At 70.7% G+C, this 19606-nt stretch carries 18 protein-coding genes and 1 tRNA gene; 13 read left to right on the top strand and 6 right to left on the bottom strand.

Going from position 1 to position 19606, the window contains the following annotated elements; translation table 11 throughout:
* Positions 1 to 4 precede the first annotated feature (4 nt).
* Positions 5 to 640, top strand: coding sequence for an AraC family transcriptional regulator (locus tag JTN19_RS19110; RefSeq protein WP_340643377.1), 636 nt, complete (start codon positions 5 to 7; stop codon positions 638 to 640).
* 6 nt (positions 641 to 646) lie between these two features.
* On the opposite strand, the gene JTN19_RS19115 is transcribed toward JTN19_RS19110, so the two are convergent.
* Together JTN19_RS19115 and JTN19_RS19120 are read right to left on the bottom strand one after the other, a co-directional pair.
* A complete protein-coding gene (locus JTN19_RS19115; protein WP_206935947.1) occupies positions 647 to 1402 on the bottom strand; it encodes an SDR family NAD(P)-dependent oxidoreductase in 756 nt (251 codons plus the stop codon).
* A 145-nt stretch (positions 1403 to 1547) separates the two neighbouring features.
* Positions 1548 to 1633: transfer RNA gene (locus JTN19_RS19120), tRNA-Leu, on the bottom strand.
* A 102-nt stretch (positions 1634 to 1735) separates the two neighbouring features.
* Between JTN19_RS19120 and JTN19_RS19125 the strand changes: the two genes are divergently transcribed.
* Genes JTN19_RS19125 through JTN19_RS19135 form a run of 3 tightly spaced genes read left to right on the top strand, consistent with a single transcriptional unit; the run spans position 1736 to position 4520 of the window.
* Positions 1736 to 2452 (top strand): response regulator, encoded by a 717-nt coding sequence (locus JTN19_RS19125; protein ID WP_206935950.1) that lies wholly within the window; start codon positions 1736 to 1738, stop codon positions 2450 to 2452.
* Positions 2449 to 3846: an ATP-binding protein gene (locus tag JTN19_RS19130; protein WP_242531299.1), complete on the top strand. Its 1398-nt coding sequence runs from the start codon at positions 2449 to 2451 to the stop codon at positions 3844 to 3846. Before JTN19_RS19125 ends, JTN19_RS19130 begins: the two co-directional genes overlap by 4 nt.
* Positions 3847 to 3881: 35 nt before the next feature.
* Positions 3882 to 4520 carry an MBL fold metallo-hydrolase gene (locus JTN19_RS19135; protein WP_206935951.1) on the top strand — a complete coding sequence of 213 codons (639 nt, stop codon included), beginning with the start codon at positions 3882 to 3884 and terminating at the stop codon, positions 4518 to 4520.
* Between the two features lie 351 nt (positions 4521 to 4871).
* On the opposite strand, the gene hemN is transcribed toward JTN19_RS19135, so the two are convergent.
* Positions 4872 to 6203: an oxygen-independent coproporphyrinogen III oxidase gene (gene hemN / locus JTN19_RS19140; RefSeq protein WP_206935954.1), complete on the bottom strand. Its 1332-nt coding sequence runs from the start codon at positions 6201 to 6203 to the stop codon at positions 4872 to 4874.
* Between the two features lie 88 nt (positions 6204 to 6291).
* On the opposite strand from hemN, the gene hydA reads away from it, so the two are divergent.
* The 3 genes from hydA to JTN19_RS19155 all read left to right on the top strand — a co-directional run bounded on the left by hydA (position 6292) and on the right by JTN19_RS19155 (position 9833).
* Positions 6292 to 7740, top strand: coding sequence for a dihydropyrimidinase (hydA, locus tag JTN19_RS19145; protein ID WP_206935956.1), 1449 nt, complete (start codon positions 6292 to 6294; stop codon positions 7738 to 7740).
* 110 nt (positions 7741 to 7850) lie between these two features.
* Positions 7851 to 8819, top strand: a complete 969-nt coding sequence (locus JTN19_RS19150; protein ID WP_206935960.1) for a Bug family tripartite tricarboxylate transporter substrate binding protein — start codon at positions 7851 to 7853, stop codon at positions 8817 to 8819.
* 42 nt (positions 8820 to 8861) lie between these two features.
* Entirely contained in the window at positions 8862 to 9833 is a 972-nt protein-coding gene (locus tag JTN19_RS19155) for a Bug family tripartite tricarboxylate transporter substrate binding protein (protein ID WP_206935964.1), read from the top strand.
* Between the two features lie 33 nt (positions 9834 to 9866).
* On the opposite strand, the gene JTN19_RS19160 is transcribed toward JTN19_RS19155, so the two are convergent.
* Positions 9867 to 11018 carry an aminotransferase gene (locus JTN19_RS19160; RefSeq protein WP_242531300.1) on the bottom strand — a complete coding sequence of 384 codons (1152 nt, stop codon included), beginning with the start codon at positions 11016 to 11018 and terminating at the stop codon, positions 9867 to 9869.
* A gap of 2 nt (positions 11019 to 11020) precedes the next feature.
* Positions 11021 to 11641, bottom strand: coding sequence for a DNA-3-methyladenine glycosylase 2 family protein (locus tag JTN19_RS19165; protein WP_206935967.1), 621 nt, complete (start codon positions 11639 to 11641; stop codon positions 11021 to 11023).
* A 62-nt stretch (positions 11642 to 11703) separates the two neighbouring features.
* Between JTN19_RS19165 and JTN19_RS19170 the strand changes: the two genes are divergently transcribed.
* Both JTN19_RS19170 and JTN19_RS19175 read left to right on the top strand, forming a co-directional pair.
* On the top strand, positions 11704 to 12405 hold the full coding sequence (locus tag JTN19_RS19170) for an RraA family protein (RefSeq protein WP_206935969.1): 702 nt from the start codon (positions 11704 to 11706) through the stop codon (positions 12403 to 12405).
* Positions 12406 to 12903 carry a thioesterase family protein gene (locus tag JTN19_RS19175; protein WP_206935972.1) on the top strand — a complete coding sequence of 166 codons (498 nt, stop codon included), beginning with the start codon at positions 12406 to 12408 and terminating at the stop codon, positions 12901 to 12903.
* A 51-nt stretch (positions 12904 to 12954) separates the two neighbouring features.
* Here the strand turns inward: JTN19_RS19175 and JTN19_RS19180 are convergent, their stop codons facing one another.
* Positions 12955 to 14340: an NAD(P)/FAD-dependent oxidoreductase gene (locus JTN19_RS19180; RefSeq protein WP_242531301.1), complete on the bottom strand. Its 1386-nt coding sequence runs from the start codon at positions 14338 to 14340 to the stop codon at positions 12955 to 12957.
* 83 nt (positions 14341 to 14423) lie between these two features.
* Here JTN19_RS19180 and JTN19_RS19185 point away from each other — a divergent pair, with 83 nt between their 5' ends.
* The 4 genes from JTN19_RS19185 (at position 14424) to JTN19_RS19200 (ending at position 19587) form a co-directional block, all read left to right on the top strand.
* A complete protein-coding gene (locus JTN19_RS19185) occupies positions 14424 to 16037 on the top strand; it encodes an amidohydrolase (RefSeq protein WP_340643373.1) in 1614 nt (537 codons plus the stop codon).
* The gene (locus tag JTN19_RS19190) at positions 16037 to 16978 is read left to right on the top strand and encodes an ABC transporter permease (protein WP_206935978.1); all 942 of its coding nucleotides are present in this window, start codon (positions 16037 to 16039) and stop codon (positions 16976 to 16978) included. The genes JTN19_RS19185 and JTN19_RS19190 overlap by 1 nt, the downstream gene beginning before the upstream one ends.
* A gap of 10 nt (positions 16979 to 16988) precedes the next feature.
* Positions 16989 to 17864, top strand: a complete 876-nt coding sequence (locus JTN19_RS19195; protein ID WP_206935980.1) for an ABC transporter permease — start codon at positions 16989 to 16991, stop codon at positions 17862 to 17864.
* 115 nt (positions 17865 to 17979) lie between these two features.
* Entirely contained in the window at positions 17980 to 19587 is a 1608-nt protein-coding gene (locus JTN19_RS19200; protein ID WP_206935982.1) for an ABC transporter substrate-binding protein, read from the top strand.
* Positions 19588 to 19606 lie beyond the last annotated feature (19 nt).

Here is a 19606-nt window from a genome sequence, read left to right on the forward strand (position 1 = left end):
CTAGATCACCCGCGCCGACCTGGCCGCGCCCTACCACGCCTTCGTGCTGGAGCTTGACCCGGCGGTGATCGAAGCCCTCGCGACGGACATGCGGCTGGTCCAGCAAGGCGCCACGGCCCGCATCAGCGTGGATCCGACCGATGCGGAGGTCGCGGACGCCGCCCTGCGCCTCCTGCGCGTGATGGATCGGCCGGCGGCCCTTCCCGTGCTGAAGGACCAGCTGCTCCGCGAACTGCACTACTGGCTGCTGGCCGGCCGCCATGGTGCCGCCATCCGCGCCTTGGGCGCCACGGACAGCCATGCCCGGCGGATCGGCCGCGCGGTGGCGATGATCCGGGAGGGCTATGCGCGGCCGCTGCGCGTCGAACGCCTGGCGGAGGCCACGGGGATGAGCCCTTCCTCCTTCCACCAGCATTTCCGCGCGGTGACCTCGCTCTCGCCGCTCCAGTTCCAGAAGCAGCTGCGCCTCATCGAGGCGCGGCGCATGATGCTGTCCGAGGGGGTCGCTGGCAGCCACGCGGCCTATGCGGTCGGCTATGAGAGCATCCCGCAATTCACCCGCGAATACGGCCGCCTCTTCGGGATCACGCCCGCCCGCGACATGAAGGAGGCCAGGGGCCGGCACACCCTGGCCGCCTGAGGGCGGTCAGATGTTCTGGCCGCCGGAGATCTCGATGCGCTGCGCGGTGACCCAACGGTTGTCGGGGCCGAGCAGGCTCGCGACCGCGGGGCCGATATCGTCGGGAAGGCCCACGCGGCCCAGCGCGATCATGGCGGCGAAGGCCTCGTTGTAGGCCGGCGTGTCGCGCACGGCGCCGCCCAGGAAGTCGGTCTCGATGGCGCCCGGCGCCACCGTGTTGGCCGTGATGCCGCGGTGGCCGAGCTCCTTGGCCATGTAGAGCGTCAGGATCTCGACCGCGCCCTTCGCCGCCGAATAGGCCGAGAAGCCCGGATAGGACACCCGCGTCAGGCCGGAGGAGAAGTTCACGATGCGCCCGCCATCGGCCATCAGCGGCAGCAGCGCCTGCGTCAGGAAGAAGACGCCCTTCACATGGACGTCGAACAGCCTGTCGAACTGCGCGACGGTGGTCTCGGCGATGCCGGCCATTTCGCCATGGCCCGCATTGTTCACCAGGTGGTCGAAGCGGTCGCGGCCCCAATTCGCCTGAAGCGCCGCGCGCACGGCTTCGACGAAGGCGGGAAAGCCCGCGACGTCGCCGGTGTCGAGCCGCAGCGCCACCGCCTTCCGGCCAAGGGCCGTGATCTCCGCCACCACGGCCCGCGCGTCCTCGGCGCCGTTGCGGTAGGTGAGGAGGACGTCGCCGCCATGGCGGGCAATGCTGATGGCGGTGTTGCGGCCGAGGCCGCGGCTGCCGCCGGTGACGAGGGAAATGGCGCTCATCGGGAACTCCTGTCGGGGTGGAATTGGCGACAGCAGCTATCGCCCGACAGGGCCGGCGGCGGTTGCCGGATCCTCCCGCAGGCTTGCCCATTTCTCCAAACGCCCTTCGGGCCGCGCCGCGGGCGGGTGCTCTTCGTGGAAGGGGTGGTAGGGGCGGGGGGACTCGAACCCCCATGGCCTTTCGGCCGCTCGATTTTGAGCCGAGTCCGTCTACCGTTCCGGCACGCCCCCGTGGGCGCTGCATATCATGCGGCCCGCGCGGGGGTCGAGAGCCGCCCGCTCTGTTACAATAGGCCACACCCCGCAACACGCCTGGGCTGTAACATGGCAGGCATGGAAACGAAGCCGCACATCCTCGTCATTGACGACGACCGCGACATCCGGGAGCTGCTGGGAAAGTTCCTGGAAAAGCAGGGGCTGCGCGTGACCCTGGCGCGTGATGCGCGGGATGCGCGCAAGCTCTGGCCGCTCGCGCGCTACAACCTCGTGGTGCTGGACCTGATGATGCCGGGGGAATCCGGCCTCGACCTCGCGCGCTGGCTGCGCGGGCAGTCCAGCATCCCCATCGTGATGCTGACCGCCATAGGCGAGGAGACGGACCGTATCGTGGGCCTGGAGCTGGGCGCCGACGACTACATGGCCAAGCCCTTCAACCCGCGCGAATTGCTGGCCCGCATCCGCGCCGTGCTGCGCCGCGCCCAGGGCGCCGAGGCGCAGGAGGCCGTGCCCGACCAGATCCTGCGCTTCGCGGGCTGGGTGTTGGAGCCTACGCGCCGCCGCCTGCTCAACCCCGACGGCGCCGAGGTGCCGCTGACCGGCGGCGAGTACGAGCTGCTGACCACCTTGCTCGACCGCCCCAACCGCGTGATGACGCGCGACATGCTCATGGACATCATCCACAACCGCCAGCCCGGCCCCTTCGACCGCGCCATAGACGTCGCCATCTCGCGGCTCAGGCGCAAGCTGGAGGATGACGGGCGCAACCCCTCGGTCATCAAGACGGTGCGTGGCGGCGGCTACGTGCTCTCGGCCACGGTCGAGCGGGGTTGAGCGCCGCGGCGCCCCGGCGCGAATGGCGCTGGTTCGGCTGGCTGCGCCCGCGCACCCTCGCCGGGCGCACCGCGCTGGTGCTGGTGGTGGGGCTGATGGCGGTGCAGGGGCTGGGCCTGACCATCCACGCCTTTGACCGCATCGAACTGCAACGCGCGGCCGAGGCGCGTTACATTTCCAACCGCATCATCGGGCTGTGGCGGGTGCTGGTGAACGCCCCGCCCGAGCGCCGCATCGCCCTGCTGGCCGAGGCCGAGTTCCCCGCCGAAGTCACCGCGACGCTGGACCCCGGCCCCCGCGCCCGCCCTGACATGCCCCCCGTGGCGCCGGGCCATGCGCGGCTGTTCCGGCTGGAGGGCCCGCCGCCCATCGTGTCGCGCCGCCTGCGGCCGGCCGACATCGTCTCGGGCATGGCCGGCCCCTCGCACATCATGATCTCGCTGCGCTTCCCCGACCCGCCCTGGGCGCAGCCCGCCTGGCTGAACCTCTCGCTGCGCGTGCCCGCGCCGCGCCCCTGGCATTCGGACCGCTTCCTCTTCGCCTTCGCCGCCATGTCCGTGGCGGCCCTCCTGCTCATCCTCTGGGCGGTCCGACGGCTGACGCGCCCGGTGGCCGACCTCGCGGCCGCGGCCGAGCGCCTGGGCCGCGACGTGAACGCGCCCGCCCTGCCCGAGAACGGCCCGCGCGAGGTGGCGCAGGCCGCCGCCGCCTTCAACGGCATGGCGAGCAACATCCGCCGCTTCGTGGCCGACCGCACCCAGATGCTGGCCGCGATCAGCCATGACCTGCGCACGCCCATCACCCGCCTGCGCCTGCGCGCCGAATTCATGGATGACGAGGACCAGCAGCGCCGCATGCTGGCCGACCTGGCGGAGATGGAGGCGATGATCGCCTCCACCCTAGCCTTCGCCCGCGACGACGCGGCCGCCGAGCCCGCGACGCCGCTGGACCTGGCGAGCCTCGTCCGCACCGTGCTGGACGAGGCCTCCGACGCCAACCCCGACCTGGCCGAGCGCATCCACTACGGCGGGCCCGAGCATTTCGTCATGCCGCTGCGGCCGCTGGCCATGAAGCGGGCGCTGGTGAACCTCGTGGCCAATGCCCTGAAATACGGCGATGCCGCGCGGCTGACGCTGGAGCCCCGCGGCGGCGGCGCGCGTCTGGTGCTGGAGGATGACGGGCCGGGCATTCCGGACCATTCCCACGAAAAGGTGTTCCAGCCCTTCCAGCGCATCGAGGGCAGCCGCAACCGCGAGACGGGCGGCACGGGCCTGGGCCTCACCATCGCGCGCAGCATCTTCCGCGCCCATGGCGGGGAGGTGACGCTTCATAACCGCGCGGCCTCGGGCGAGGACGCGGGCGGGCTGAGGGTGGTGATGGTGCTGCCGGGGTGATAGCCAGGGGCGGACCTCGGAACGGAGAACCGCCCATGGCCCTCAAGGCCGCCATCCTCCCCGTCACCGCCTTCCAGCAGAATTGCGCCCTGGTCTGGGACGACACGACAATGCGCGCGACCGTGATCGACCCCGGCGGCGATGTCGCGCGCATTCGGCAGGTGCTGGCGGAGCAGGGGCTGGAGCTGGAGCAGATCCTGCTCACCCACGGCCATATTGACCATGCCGGCGGCGCGGATGAGCTGCGCGAGGCCTCGCCCGGCGTGCCCGTGGTCGGCCCGCACCTGGCCGACAAGATGCTGCTGGACAATCTGGAAAAGCAGGCCTCCGCCTATGGGCTGGAGGCCCGCGACCTGGTGCCCGACCGTTGGCTCACGGAGGGCGAGACGGTCACCATCGCGGGGCAGGACTTCGCCGTGCTGCATTGCCCGGGCCATTCGCCGGGCAGCGTGGTCTTCGTCTCGGAGGCGCTGCGGATCGCCTTCGTGGGCGATGTGCTGTTCCAAGGCTCCATCGGCCGCACCGACTTCCCCTATGGCGACCATGACGCGCTGATCCATGCCATCATGACCAAGCTGATGCCGCTGGGCGACGACATCCAATTCCTTTGCGGCCATGGCCCGGGTTCGGACTTCGGCACGGAGCGGCGGACAAACCCCTTCCTGCCGCGCTGATTTACTTGACTTTTTTCAGTTTTTCAGGACATTGTGCGGCCTGCCAACGCCCTCCCCACGCCCGCTGCATTCGTGCGGCGGGTAAGATAGTAAGATGGTAAGATAGTAAGGCGGCCGGGCCCAAACGGGGCCCCCGCGAAAGTGCCGCAGGCGGTTTCGCGGGGATTGAACCGGGGCCCCCGCGAAGACGCCGCAGGCGGTTTCGTGGGGAATACTTCGGGGCCCCCGCGAAGACGCCGCAGGCGGTTTCGTGGGGAATACTTCGGGGCCCCCGCGAAGACGCCGCAGGCGGTTTCGTGGGGAAGACTTCGGGGCCCCGCGGCAGCGCCGCAGGCGATGTCGCGGGGAACATCACACGGCCGCGCTGTGCCTGCCCTTTCCGCTGTTCAGCCGCGCATCGAAGCAGGCCGCGACATGCCGCAGGAAGGGCCGCGCCTCGTCCGGCACGGTCAGCCAGGCGCCCGCCACCCTCACCAGGCCGTCCCGCTCCAGCGCGTGCAGCCCGGGCAGCGCCGATTGCAGGATGGCCGCCGGCAGCGTGTCCAGGTCCAGCGCCAGGTCGCACATCACGCGCTCGATGGCGGTGCGGCGAAGGATGTCCTCGCCCGTCAGCTCCAGGCCGCGGACCACGGGCAGCCGGCCCGCCTCCACGGCCGCCACGTAACCGCGTTCATCCGGAATGTTCTGCGCGTATCCCTGCGGCACCGCCCCGATGGAGGAAGCGCCGAGCCCCAGCAGCATCGGCGCGTCATCGGTGGTGTAGCCCTGGAAGTTGCGCCGCAGCCGGCCGCTGGCCGCCGCGCGCGCCATGGGGTCGTGGGCGCGCGCGAAGTGGTCGAGGCCGATGGGCAGGAAGCCCGCGCCCCGCAGGCTGTCGGAGGCCTCCTGCGCCTGCTCCATCCGGGCGGCGGCGTCGGGCAGGTCGGCCTCCTGGATGGCCTTCTGGGCGGGCTTCATCCAGGGCACATGGGCATACCCGAACACCGAGACGCGGTCCGCACCCAGCTCCGCCGCCAGCCGCGCCGTCTCCGCCACATGCGCGCGCGTCTGGCCGGGCAGGCCGTACATCATGTCGAGGTTGATGGCGGCCAGGCCCGCGGCACGCAGGCGCCCGACGGCCTGGCGCACCATCTCCACCGGCTGCGCCCGGCCCATGCGTTCCTGCACCTCCGGGTTCGCGTCCTGCAGGCCCAGGGAGGCGCGGGTGAAGCCTTCGCGCGCCAGGGTGGCCACCACATCCTCGGTCAGCGTGCGCGGGTCCAGCTCGATGGAGAGTTCCGCGCGGCGGGCGAAGGGGAACAAGGCCCGCAGCTTGCCCATCAGCGCGGAGAGCCGCCCCGCCCCCAGCGCGCTCGGCGTGCCGCCGCCCAGGTGCAGGTGCTGCACGATGCCGTCGCAGGGCAGGGCCAGCGCCAGCAGCCGCGCCTCGCGGTGCAGCGCCTCGGCATAGCGGGCGACGCGTTCGTCGTTGCGCGTCACGGAGGTGTGGCAGCCGCAATACCAGCACAGCTCATGGCAGAAGGGGATGTGGACGTAGAGGGAAAGCGCCTCGGCCGGCGGCATGCGCGAGAGCCAGCCGCGATAGGTGGCCTCCTCCAGCGGGCCGAAATGCGGCGCGGTGGGGTAGCTCGTGTAGCGCGGCAGGTTGGCCTGGGCATAGGCCGAGAGGTCGAGGAGCTTCATGGCGCCGATGCTGCCCCGCGCGCCGGCCGCTTTACCTTGCGCCCGATCAATCCAGGGATTTTGATGGCGCCGAACCAGGAGTGCGGGAATGAGCGAAGTGGAACTGGCGATCCGGGGCGGCATTGTCGTCACGGCCGATGGCATGCGGCGCGCCGATGTGGGCATCGCGGGCGGGCGTGTCGTGGCACTCGCGGAACGGATCGAGGGCGCGGGCCGTGTCATCGAGGCGGACGGGCTCTGGGTCATGCCCGGCGGCGTGGACACGCATTGCCACATCGAGGAACCCAATGCCGCGGGCGGTCTCAGCGAGGAGAGCTTCATCACCGCCTCGCGCGCCGCCTTCGCGGGCGGCACCACCAGCACCGTCTCCTTCATCCCGCAATGGAAGGGCCATGGCATCCTGGAGCGCGCCGACGACTATGCCCGCCGCGCGGCCACCGGGATGCTGGACCACAGCTTCCACCAGATCATCACCGACCCGACCGATGAGGTGCTGGAACGCGAATTGCCGCAGGTGGTGGCGCGTGGCATCCGCAGCCTCAAGGTGTTCCTGACCTATGACGCGGTGCACCTGAGCGACGCGGAATACCTGCGCGTGCTGCGCGCGGCGCGGAAGCTGCAATGCCTGGTCCATGTCCATTGTGAGAATTACGACGCCATCAAGTGGCGCATCGAGGCGCTGCTGGCCGCCGGCATGACGGCGCCGAAATACCACGCCTGGGCGCGGCCGCCGGTGGTGGAGCGCGAGGCCACGCACCGCGCCATCGCGCTGGCGGAGCTGGTGGACCAGCCCATCCAGATCTTCCATGTGAGCTGCGCCGAGGTGGCAGAGGAGATCGCCGCCGCCCAGGCGCGCGGCGTGAAGGTCTGGGGCGAGACCTGCCCGCAATATGTGACGCTGACGGCCGACGACATGGCCCGCACCAGCGAGAAGGATGGCGAGTTCGAGGGCGCCAAGTTCATCTGCAGCCCGGCCCCGCGCGGCGCGGAGGAGCATGAGCGCGTCTGGGACATGATCCGCCGCGGCGTGCTGGACGTCGTCTCCAGCGACCATTGCGCCTACAGCTTCGACGGGCCGAAGGGAAAGCGGCAGAACGGCACCGACCGCTTCGACCTGATCCCGAACGGCATTCCGGGCATCACCGCCCGCCTGCCGCTGATGTTCAGCGAGGGCGTCTCCAAGGGCCGCATCACGCCCGAGCACTTCGTGCGCCTGGTCGCCACCAACCCGGCCAGGATGCTGGGCCTCTGGCCGCGCAAGGGCGGCATCCATGTGGGGGCGGACGCCGACATCGCGCTGTGGGACCCGCGGCAGCGCCGCACCCTGACCAACGCCATGATGCAGCATGTGGCCGACTACACGCCCTATGAGGGAATGGAGGTCACGGGCTGGCCCGTGCGCGTGCTGCGCCGCGGCGAAAGCGTGATGGAGAACGACCAGGTGACGGCCCAGCCCGGCACCGGCCAATTCCTGTCCCGCGAACCCTACGCGATGATCGCCCCGCGCGGCATCACGCCCAACGGCTTCGCTGACTAAGCAAGCGGCACAGCCGGTCTGGCGGCGTCATCCCGCCGCAACCTTGTGATTGCGGCGGTCGGGCCGGTTGGTTAGCGTCGCGGCAATCAATCGGCAAGGAGGCCACTATAATGAATCGGCGTGGAATTCTGACCGCGGCGGGCGCGAGCTTGCTGGCCGCGCCCGCGGTGCACGCGCAGGGCGCCTGGCCCAACCGGACCATCCGCCTCGTGGCGCCCTATGCGCCTGGTGGCTCCGTGGACGCCATGGCGCGCATCACCGCGCAGAAGCTGCAGGAACGCCTGGGCCAGAGCGTGGTGGTCGAGAACCGTTCCGGCGCCAGCGGCACCGTGGGCGGGCGTTATGTCGCGCAGTCCACGCCGGACGGCTACACCTTCTGCTTCTCGGCCAGCGTGCAGACCCTGGCGCGCCTCGTGCTGCGCGACCCGGGCTACGACCCCATGGTGGACCTGGTGCCGGTGGCGCGCGTGGGGCAGGGGCCGCTGCTGCTGATCATGGCGCCGGGCCGTCCGCAGACCACCTTGCAGGAGGTGGTGGCCGCCATCCGTGCCAACCCGCGCGACTGGACCTTCGCCACCTCCTCGCTGGGGGCGGCGGGGCATCTCGCCACGGTGGAGTTCATCCGGCAGTTGGGCGTGGAAGTGCCGATCGCGACCTATCGCGGCACCGGCCCCGCCCTGCCGGACCTCTTCGCGGACCGCGTGCAGCTCATCTTCGACCCGATGCTGGCGACGTTGCCGCCGGTGCGCGCCAACCGCGCGAAGCCCGTGGCCATCACCTCGGCGCGGCGCAGCCCGGCGGCACCCGAGGTGCCGACCACGGCCGAGGGCGGCATGCCCAGCGTGGACCTGCAGTCCTGGTGGGCGCTGTGGGCCCCGCGCGGCGTGCCCGCCGAGATCACGGACCGCATCCAGCGCGAACTCTCGACCGCCATGATGGAGCCGGACGTGGCGCAGCGCACCGTGACGCTGGGCATCGAGCCGCTCTTCCAGGGCGGGCAGGAGCTGGTGAACTTCATCCAGGCGGATTTCAACCGGACGGAAGAGCTGCTCCGGATCGCGAACTTCCAGCCGGAGTGAGGTGCGGGCATACTGCCTCCAATCAGAAGGGAGGCAGTTGCCATGTCCACCATCACCACCGCGCGCCGGGCGGTCCTGCTCGGCGCGCTGGCCGCGCCTGTTGTCGTGCAGGCGCAGGGCGCCTGGCCGCAGCGGCCGGTGCGCGTCATCATCCCCTGGCCGCCGGGCGGCGGGGCGGACACGGTGGGGCGCATCCTCTTTTCGCGCGTGGCCGAGATCCTGGGGCAGAACTTCGTCATCGAGAACCGGCCCGGCGCCACGGGCACCATCGGCGCCAATGCCGCGGTCCGCAGCACGCCCGATGGCTACACGGTGCTCTATGACGCGACGGGGCTTTCCATCAACCCGTTCCTGATGCCGCATCTGCCCTTCGACGTGCGGCGGGATTTGGTGCCGGTCTTCCTCTCCGCCGTGGTGCCGAACCTTCTGGTGGTGACGCCCAGCGTGCAGGTCCGCACGGTGCAGGATGTGATCGCCCTCGCGCGGAATACGCCGGGCGGGCTGAACTGGGCCTCCTCCGGCAATGGCTCGGCGCAGCACATGGCGCTGGAGCTGTTCCGGCAGATGACGCAGCTGCCGCTGACGCATGTGCCCTATCGCGGCGGCGGGCCGGCCCTGACCGACGTGATCGGCGGGCAGATCAATTTCTTCTTCAGCAATGCCAGCGCCTCCACCGGCCATGTGCAGTCGGGCGCGCTGCGGGCGGTGGGGCATAGCGGCACGGGGCGGCTCGCCAGCCTGCCCGACGTGCCGGCGGTGGCCGAGACGCTGCCCGGCTTCGAAGCCTATGAGTGGAACGGCGCCTTCGTCCCCCGCGGCACGCCGGCCGAGGTGGTGCAGCGCCTCAACGCCGCGATGAACGACGCCATCACCCACCCGCCCGTGGCCGAGCGCCTGGCCGGGCTGAACGTCGGCACGCGGCGCAACACGCCGGACGAGTTCCGGGCCTTCCTGGAATCCGAGCTCTCGAAGTGGGAGCGGGTGATCCGGGAGGGGAACATCCGCCTGGATTGAGACCCCGCCGGGTGGCGAGGCGCTCGGCCTCGCTCATCGGGCCGCCTGCGTGAAGGCGAAGCGGGCGCCGAGTTCCGCGAGCCGCTCCGCCTCGGCATTGGCGAAGGCGAGGCGCAGGTGCCGCGCCTGGCCGGGGCCGAAAAAGGGCCCGGGCAGGGTCATGACGCCGCGATGCTCCGCGAGCCAGGCGGCGGCGTCCATGGCATCGGGCGCGCCCTCGGGCAGGCGGACATAGGCGAAATAGGCGCCCAGCGCGTCAATGCGCGCCTGGTTCAGCGCGGCGCGGCAGGCGCGGGCGCGGTCCTCCATCAGCCGGCGGTTCGCCTCGCGCCAGTCGCGCAGCGCGGGGATGGCCCAGGCGATGACGCGCTGCGCGGGGCGGGCCGGGCAGATCTGGAAACTGTCCAGCGCCTTGGCGAGCTGCGCCTGGAAGGCGCGCGGCGCGATGACGGCGCCGAGCCGGTGGCCCGGGATGCAATGCGCCTTGGAGAAGCTGTAGAGGTGGACGAGGTTGTCCCGCGCCGTCTCGAAGAGGTCATGCGGGGCCTCGGCCAGGAAGTCGCGGTAGGTCTCGTCCAGCACCAGCCACAGCCCGCGCCGCGCCGCCAGTTCCGCGAAGGCGCCGAGTGTCGCGGCGGGGTAGATGGCGCCCGTCGGGTTGTTGGGGCTGACCAGCAGGATGGCGCGGGTGCGGTCGGTGATGAGGCCCTCCGCCCGCGCCGGGTCCGGCACGAAGCCATCCTCGGCGCGGCAGGACAGGGGGCGGGCGGTGACCCCCTGCATGCGCAGCGTCATCTCGTGGTTGAAGTACCAGGGGGTGGGGACCAGCACCTCGGCCCCCGGCTCCGCGATCACGGTCATGGCCATGGCGAAAGCGAGGTTGCAGCCGGCGGTGATGGCGACCTCCGCCGCGCCGATCGCGCTGCCGTAGAAGCGCGAGGCGTCCTCCGCCAGGGCCTCGCGCAGCGCGTCATCGCCCGCGATGGGGCCATAGCCCGCCGCGTCTCGCTGGGAAGCCGCCTCGCCCAGCCGCGCCAGCAATTCGGGGTGGGGCGGATAGCCCGGCACGGCCTGGGTCAAATCGAGGGCCGGGCCGTGCTGCCCCGTATAGCGTGCCGCCCATTCGCGCGCGGCGGGGATGGGCGGTTCGGCGGTGGCGAGGATGGCGGGGGAGAAGCGGGGCAAGGTCAGGGGTCCTCGATCAGCGGGCGGCCCGTCTCGTGCCGCCAATGGTGCCAGAGCAGGCGTGCGGCCAGGCCGCGCGCGGGCGACCAGGCCCTGGCCATCTCGGCCAGGGCGCGCGGCGTGGGCCGTGCCTCAAGCGCGAAGAGGTGCCGCGCGGAATTGGCCAGCGCGATGTCGCCGCCCGGAAAAATGTCCGGCCGGTTCTCGGCGAAGAGCAGATGCACTTGCGCCGTCCAGGGCCCCAGCCCGCGCACCGTGCAGAGCATGGCGACGGCGGATTCATCGTCCAGTTCCGCCAGCCGGTCGAAGTCCAGCGTGCCATCGGTGCAGGCCAAGGCCAGCGCGCGGGCATGCGCGGCCTTGGGGCGCGACAGCCCCGCCACACCGCACAGCGCCGCATCATCCAGCGCCAGGAAGCCGGCCGGCTCCAGCGCGCCCGGCAGCGCGGAGAGCCGCCGCCAGATGGCGCCCGCCGCCTGGTTGCTGATCTGCTGGCCGCAGATGGTGCGCAACAGCCCCGCGAAGCCGCGCGGGCGCGTGCGCCAGGGCAGGGGGCCTGCCCGCTCCTCGATGGCGGCGAAGCGCGGCTCGGCGGTGAAGAGGGCGGCGCGAAGGAAATCCACCCCGCAGGTTTGACGCAAGCCGCCGCCCGCAACAAGCTGCGCCCCGATCGGAGGACAACGCCATGCAACGCCCCTACACCCAGGCCGACCTCGACGCGCTCTGCGCCTGGGACACGCCCACCATCTGCAACGCGCTGGAAGTCGTGGTGCCGGCCCGCCGCGGCCATGGCTTCACCGTGCGGCCGCTGACGGCGGCCCACCCCTCCATGCCGCCCATCTGCGGGCCGGCGCGCGTGGGCACCATCCGCGCCGCGCACCCCTCGGGCCGCAGCAAGGAAGCGGACCGCGCGGCGCGCATCGGCTGGTATGAGTATGTGGCGAACACCGACATGCCGACGGTGGTGGTGCTGCAGGACCTCGACGACGTGCCCGGCACCGGCGCCTTCTGGGGCGAGGTCAACACCAATGTCCACAAGGGGCTGAAGGCGCTGGGCTGCGTGACGAACGGCTCGATCCGTGACCTCGACATGGTGGCGCCGGGCTTCCAGCTGCTGGGGGTGGTGAACCCGTCCCACGCCTATGTCCACATCGTGGACTGGGGCCGCCCCGTCAGCGTCGCGGGCATGGCCGTGAACCATGACGAGGTGGTCCATGCCGACCGCCACGGCGCGGTGGTGATCCCGGCCGAGGCGGTGAAGGCCATGCCCGCCGCGATCGACCTGCTGACGCGCAAGGAGGCCGTGATCCTGGAAATGGCCAAGCGCCCCGATTTCGACATCGGCATGCTGCGCGATGCGCTGGCGAAGTCCGACGAGATCCACTGAATGCCGTTCGACGACGATGCGCCAAAGCCGCGCATGGAGGGGGGCTGGTTCCGCTGGGACCAGCCTCTCGCCAGCGTGAAGCGCGAATGGGTGGACGGGAACGCCCACCTCAACATGGGCTACTACATGGTGGCCTTCGACCTGCAGACGGACCGGGTCTGGACGCCGCTGGGCCTGGGCAACGCGCTGCGCCGCATCGAGATGGGCACCTTCGCGGCCGAGGCCTGGCTCGACTACCAGCGCGAGATGACCGAGGGCATGCCCATCGGCTGCGACAGCATGGTGGTGTCCTTCGACGAGAAGCGCCTGCTGATGAAGCACCGCATGTTCCACTTCACCGAGGGCTGGGTGTCGTCGGAGAACGAGCTTCTCTACCTCTGCGTGGACATGACCACGCGGCGCGTCGGCAAGTGGCCGCAATATGTGCTGGACGGCTTCGCCAAGGTGGCGACGGGCGAGGCCACGCGGCGGGTCACCATGCGGAAGAGGGGTTCCTGACGCGTCCGATCGCCGGAAGGCGAAGCCTGGAGGTCGGCCGCGCAGACAGACTCAGGCGGCGATCCGGTCGATCCTGTCCCGCAGCCGGTACCACGCCCCCACCATCGGCAGGAACCAGTCCGGGTTGCCGTTGTAGAGGGCGCGGTCGGGGAAGGGCAGGCCGTCCAGCGCGAAGCCGGCATTGGACGCGCCCGCCATCTTCAGCGCCGCGTTGTGGCCCATCCAGGTCGCCATCGCGACCCCGCTGCCCTGGCAGCCGGCGGCGTAGTGCACGCCCGCCTCCTCGCCCAGATGCGGCAGGTAGTCGAAGGTGAAGGCGACATTGCCCGTCCAGGCATGCGTCACCTTCACGTCGCGCAGCTCGGGCAGCACGGCGCACATCATGGCGTGCAGGCGCGGGGCCGCGGCCTCGGGCGATTGCGGGGCGAAGCTGGCCCGCCCACCCCAGAGGATGCGCTTCCCGTCCGGCGAGGGCCGGTAGTAGTTCAGCACGCGCTTGGTGTCGCTGATCATGCGCCGCTTGGGGAAGAGGCGTTCGATGCGCTCCTCGCCCAGCTCCTCCGTCGCGATGATGTAGGAGGCGACGGGCAGCAGCCGCCGCGTCAGCCAGGGCATGGGCCCGCCGCGCGAATAGCCGTTGGTCGCCATCAGCACCGTATCGGCCCGCATTTCGCCCGCGCTGGTGTGCAGGCGGAAGCCGGAACCTTCCGGCTGGGCCGCGGCCACCCGCACCTGGTCCACCAGATGCGCCCCCGCGCGTTCGGCCGCCGCGGCCAGGCCGCGCGCATATTTGCCCGGGTGCAGGCTGCCCGCGCCCTCGGCGAACATGCCGCCATGGTAGTGGGTGGTGGCGATGAAGCCGCCTTCCTCGCCCTTCGCGACCATGCGGGCGGGGTGGCCCGAGATCTCCTGGATGCGGGGCAGGGTCTTGGCCAAGGTGTCGAAATGCTTGGGCGTCCAGGCGCCCACGAAGCGGCCGCAGCGCACATAGTCGCAGTCGATGCCCTCGCGCGCGATCGTCTCCTCGATGAAGGGGAAGCTCGCCCCGCAGGCGCGCGCGATCTCGGCCGCGCGCTCGGGGCCGAAATTCTTCTCGAGCGGCCCGCGCGCCACCTTCAGCCCGCCCGAGACCATGCCGCCATTGCGCGAGGAGGCGCCCCAGCCGATTCGTTCGGCATCCAGCACCACCACCTCATGGCCCAGGCGCCGCAGGGTCAGCGCGGCGGAAAGCCCCGTGTAACCTCCACCCACGATGGCAACGCGGGTGCGCTCGGGCAGGGTGGTGTCGCGGGCGGGCGGCTCGGCCGCCTCCCACCACCAGGGACGTGCCTTGAAATCCGCCGCGAAGGGATGCCGGTTCATCATCATGCCCAAGGTTGCGCCATGCGGCACGCGCCGTGCCGCATGGCGCAGCGTGGCACGCGTAACGGTTGTCATGGAAGGGTCCGGGCCAGTTGACGGGCGTCCTACGGGCAGTGACGATTGCTGCAAGGCAAAGTTTGGGGGCATGGGTTTTGGCGGTGGATCTGATCCTCACGGGCGGCAGCGTGTTTCGCGGCCTGGCGGGCGGCATGGCGGAGGCCGTGGCGGTCCGCGGCGGCAAGGTGGCCGCGGTCGGCACCAATGCCGAGATCGAGGCGCTGGCCGGTCCCGGCACGAAGCGCGTGGCGCTGGACGGGCGGCTTGCGATTCCCGCCTTTAACGAGGCGCATATGCACCTGCTGCCCTTCGGCCTGGGCCTGTCCATGGTGAACCTCCGCGCGGAGGAGGTCCGGACGCTGGACGAGGTCCGCACCCGGCTGCGCGCGGCGGCCGACAAGACGCCCAAGGGCGAATGGGTGCTGGGCCGCGGCTATGACCACGCGGCGCTGGACATCAACCGCCACCCGACGGTGGCGGAGCTGGATGCGGCGGTGCCGGACCACCCGGTCTTCATCACCCGCACCTGCGGGCATATGGGTGTCGCCAACACCGCCGCCCTGCGCGCGGCCGGCATCAACCACAACACGCATGACCCCGAGGGCGGCGTGATCGAGCGCCGCGACGGCGCGCTGACGGGGCTGATCCAGGAACGCGCGCTGTCGCTCATCAAGGCGGCCGTGCCCTCGCCCGATACGGGCCGCATGGTGGACGCGATCGAGGCGGCGGGCCGGCATTTGGCCGCCATGGGCTTCGCCTCCGCCACCGACATGAATGTGGGCATGACGGCGAACCTGGCCGAGGTCGCGGCCTTCGCCCGCGCCGTCGAGGAAGGCCGCTGCCTGCAGCGCATGTGGCTGGTGCTGGCCGGCAACCCCGAGGGCATCGCGGATGACGCCTGGGAGGCCGGGATGCGCCCCTGGAAGCCCGGTGACGACCCCGACGCCATGCTGCGCTGGGGTGCCATGAAGGTCTTCGCCGATGGTTCCGCGGGCGGGCTGACGGCGGCCTTCTTCGACCCCTACCTCATCGGCAACACCACCGGCGTCTTCACCTTCCCGACCGAGACCATCCACGCCCTGCTGGCGAAGTATCACGACCAGGGCTGGCAGCTCGACATCCACGCCATTGGCGATGCCGCCATCGAGCAGGTGCTGGTGGGCATGGAGCAGGCCGGCGCCACGCCCGACCGCCGCCACCGCATCGAGCATTGCGGCTTCCTCACGCGCGACCAGCGCCGGCGGATGCTGGCGCGCGGCATCCTGCCCGTGCCGCAGCCCATCTTCATGTATGAGTTCGGGGACCTGTATCTGCGCAACCTGGGCCTGCCGCGCACCGCCTGCGCCTATCCGATGAAGACCTGGCTGAGCGAGGGGCATCACCCGGCCGCCAGTTCCGACGCGCCCGTCTCCACGCCCGACCCCTTCCTGAACCTGCTGACCATGGTGACGCGCCAGACCAACCAGGGCACCGTCTTCGGCCCGGAGGAGCGGCTGTCCATCCAGGAGGCTCTCCACTGCTACACTTGGTGCGGCGCCTACAGCACCTTCGCCGAGAACCAGCGCGGCACGCTGGAGGTGGGCATGGATGCCGACATCGCCGTGATGTCGCGTGACCTCACGCAGATCGCGCCGGAGGAGTACCCCTCCGTCCAGGCGCATCTGACGCTGCGCGGCGGCACGCCGATCTTCGACCGCAACGGGGAGCTCGGCTGATGCTGCGCCACGCGCTTCACCGCATCGCGCTCGCCATCCCGGTGCTCTTCGGGGTGCTGGTGATCGGCTTCCTGCTGATGCAGATCGTCCCCACCGACCCCGCGACCGTCCGCGCCGGCCCGACGGCCACGCAGGAGGTGGTGGCCGCCATCCGCGCGGAGCTGGGGCTCGACCAGCCCATCTGGGTGCAGTTCGGCCTCTACCTCTGGCGGCTGGCGCAGGGGGATCTGGGCGTCTCCATCATCAACAACGTGCCGGTGACGCAGGAGCTCGGCGCCACCATCGGGCCGACGGTGGAGCTGATGCTCGCCTCGCTGGTGTGGTCCATCCCCACGGGCATCTTCCTCGGCACCATCGCGGCCTATTGGCGCGGTTCCATCCTGGACCGCACCATCATGGCCGTCAGTGTCGCGGGCGTGTCCGTGCCGGTCTTCTTCCTGGGCCTGGTGCTGATCTGGTTCGCGGGCTTCCAGTGGCAGCTGCTGCCCTTCACCGGCCGCGAAGGCCCGCTTTGGACCTGGGAGGGCATCCGCGCCATCATCCTGCCCGCCGTCACCCTGGGTGGCGTGCTGGTCGGCCCCGTGGCGCGCATGACGCGCACGGCGGTGGTGGACACGCTCTCCGCCGACCATGTCCGCACCGCGCGCGCCAAGGGGCTGAACGAGCGGCTGGTGGTGCTGCGCCACGCGCTGCGCAACGCGCTGATCCCGGTGGTGACGCTGATCGGCCTGCAGATCGGCTTCCTGCTGGGCGGCGCGGTGGTGACCGAGACCATCTTCTCCTGGCCCGGCGTGGGGCGGCTCGCGGTGGGCGCCATTCTCTCCGCGGATTTCCCCATGGCGCAGGGTACCATCATCGTGCTCTCGGCCGGCTTCATCCTGGTGAACTTGATCGTGGATCTGCTCTACGCGGTGCTCGACCCGCGCGTGCGGCAATCGTGAGGGCAGGGACATGAGCGACACCACCCTCGACGCCACCACCGCCCCCGCGGCCCCCCGCCGCCCCTCGGCGCTGCGGATGCTGCTGCGGGATTTCGGCGGGACGGTCAGCCTCATCCTCGTCATCCTGATCGTGCTGCTGGCCATCCTCGCGCCCTGGCTCGCCCCGCATGATCCCTTCGCCACCGACCTGATGGCGGTGATGGAGCCGCCCTCCGAACGCTACTGGCTCGGCACGGACGGGCAGGGGCGCGACATCTTCTCGCGTATGCTGTTCGGCCTGCGCGTCACGCTGGGCATGGGCCTGCTCTCGCTGGTCGTGGGCGGCGTCATCGGCGCGGTGGTGGGCTTCTGCGCGGCCTATTACCGCCGCATTGACGGGCTGCTGATGCGGCTGATGGACATGCTGCTGAGCTTCCCGGCCATCCTCTTCGGCCTGGCGCTGGCGGCGATCTTCGGCCCGGGGCTCACGGCCGTCATCATCGCGCTGTCCATCGCCACCATCCCGCTGATGGCGCGCATCGTCCGCAGCTCCGCGCTGGTGGTGATGGGCCTCGACTACATCGAGGCGGCGCGCGCCATCGGGATGAACGACTTCCGGCTGATCTTCCGGCATTTGGCGCCCAACTGCCTCTCCTCCGTCTTCGTGTTCTCCACGCTGCGGCTGGGGCAGGTGATCCTGCTGGGTTCGGCGCTGTCCTTCCTCGGCCTCGGCGCGCAGCCGCCGACGGCGGAGCTGGGGGCCATGGCCGCGCAGGGGCGCAACTTCCTCTTCATCGCGCCGCACATCAGCGTGATCCCCTCCTTGGGCATCTTCGTGATCGTGCTGGCCTTCAACCTGCTGGGCGATGCGCTGCGCGACGCGCTCGACCCGCGGCTTCGCATCTAGGGCGGTTTCCACATGCGCGGAAACCGCCTTTGCCGTCATTTTCCGAGCCGATTCACGCAATGGCCGCAAGCGGCCATGTGTGATCGGATCTAGTCCAATCAGGGAGAGCAAAGAGATGAAAAGCTTCTGGCAACGCGCGACGCTGGGGGGGCTGGCCGCGATGGGCCTCGCCTTCGTGGCGGGGCAGGCGCAGGCGCAGCCGCGCAACCAGATCACGATCATGCGCGAGATCGACGCCGACCGTTATGACCCGCACCGTTCCACGGCGCTGGCGGCGGGCGAGGTCATCACCATGCTGTCCGACACGCTGGTCAGCATGGACTACGACATGCGCACCATCCGCCCCGGCCTCGCCGAGCGCTGGGACGTGTCGGAGGATGGCCGCACCTACACCTTCCATCTGCGCCAGGGCGTCACCTTCTGCGACGGCACGCCCTTCACCGCGGAAGCCATGGCCTTCAGCCTGAACCGCTGGATCGGCCGCACCACGCCGCGCGTGACCTCGCCGGTCGCCTGGCGCGCGGGCGATGTGAAGGAAATCCGCGCCACGGGCCCGCACACGCTGGTCTATGAGCTGAACCGGCCCTTCTCCGAGCTGCTGCCCAACCTCGCCATGTTCTTCGGCTCGGCCGTGGATCCCGCGACCGTCGAACGGCTCGGCGACAATTTCGGCGTGCAGGGCTTCAACGGCACCGGCCCCTTCTGCTGGGACAGCTGGACGCCCCGCAACCAGATGGTGCTGACGCGCCACCCCAACTACCGCTGGGGCCCGCCGGTGCTGCAGAACCAGGGCCCGGCCCATGTGGAGCGCATCGTCTGGCGCGTGATCCCGGAAGCCGCCTCGCGCGTCGCCGCGCTGCAGTCGAACCAGGCGGACCTGACGCAGTACATCCCGGACGCCTTCATCGCCTCGCTGCAGCGCGTGCCGACCGTCACCATCAACAACCAGCCCAACTACCTCTGGGACACCTATCTGGGCTTCAAGGTGGACCGGCCCGTGGCCAATGACGTGGCCATCCGCCGCGCCTTCCACATGGCGGTGGACCGGCCGGCCATGGTGCGCGCCGTGTGGTCGGGCAACGCCCAGCCCGCGCGCGGCCTGATCAACCCGACCGCGCAGGACTACTCGGCGGCGGCCGATGAGCTGGTGCCCGCCTTCGACCCCGCGGCCGCGCGGCGGATGCTGGACGAGGCCGGCTGGACCATGGGCCCCGACGGCGTGCGGGTGAAGGACGGGCAGCGCGCCACGCTGACGCTCTTTGCCATCAACAACCTCATTAACCAGCGCCTGGGCGAGATCATCCAGCAGGCGGTGCGCCAGGTGGGGATCGAGCTGCGCATCCAGCTCTTCGACGCCACCGTGGCCTGGGGCCGGCTCGCGACGCAGGACTTCGACGTGCTGTTCCTGAGCTACCCGTATCTGTCGGCCAATGACGCGCTGAACCTCTACTGGCACAGCCGCTCGCGCCCCACGCCGAACCGGATGAACTGGAACAACCCGCAGACCGACCAGTGGCTGGAGGAAGGCCGCGCGGCGACCGACCCCGCGGTGCGCGCCGAAGCCATGGCCAACCTGCAGCGGCAGCTCAACGAGGCCTCGGCCTGGATGAACATCGCGCACAACAACCTGAACCTGTTCAGCACCCGCCGGGTGGAGGGTGCGCGCGCGCACGGCCTCTACGGCATCTCCATCTACAAGGGCCTGGACCTCAGGGTCCGCTGAAGCAGTAAACGGCAAGGAA

This window comes from Roseococcus thiosulfatophilus, from assembly GCF_017311575.1.
Taxonomy (GTDB): domain Bacteria; phylum Pseudomonadota; class Alphaproteobacteria; order Acetobacterales; family Acetobacteraceae; genus Roseococcus; species Roseococcus thiosulfatophilus.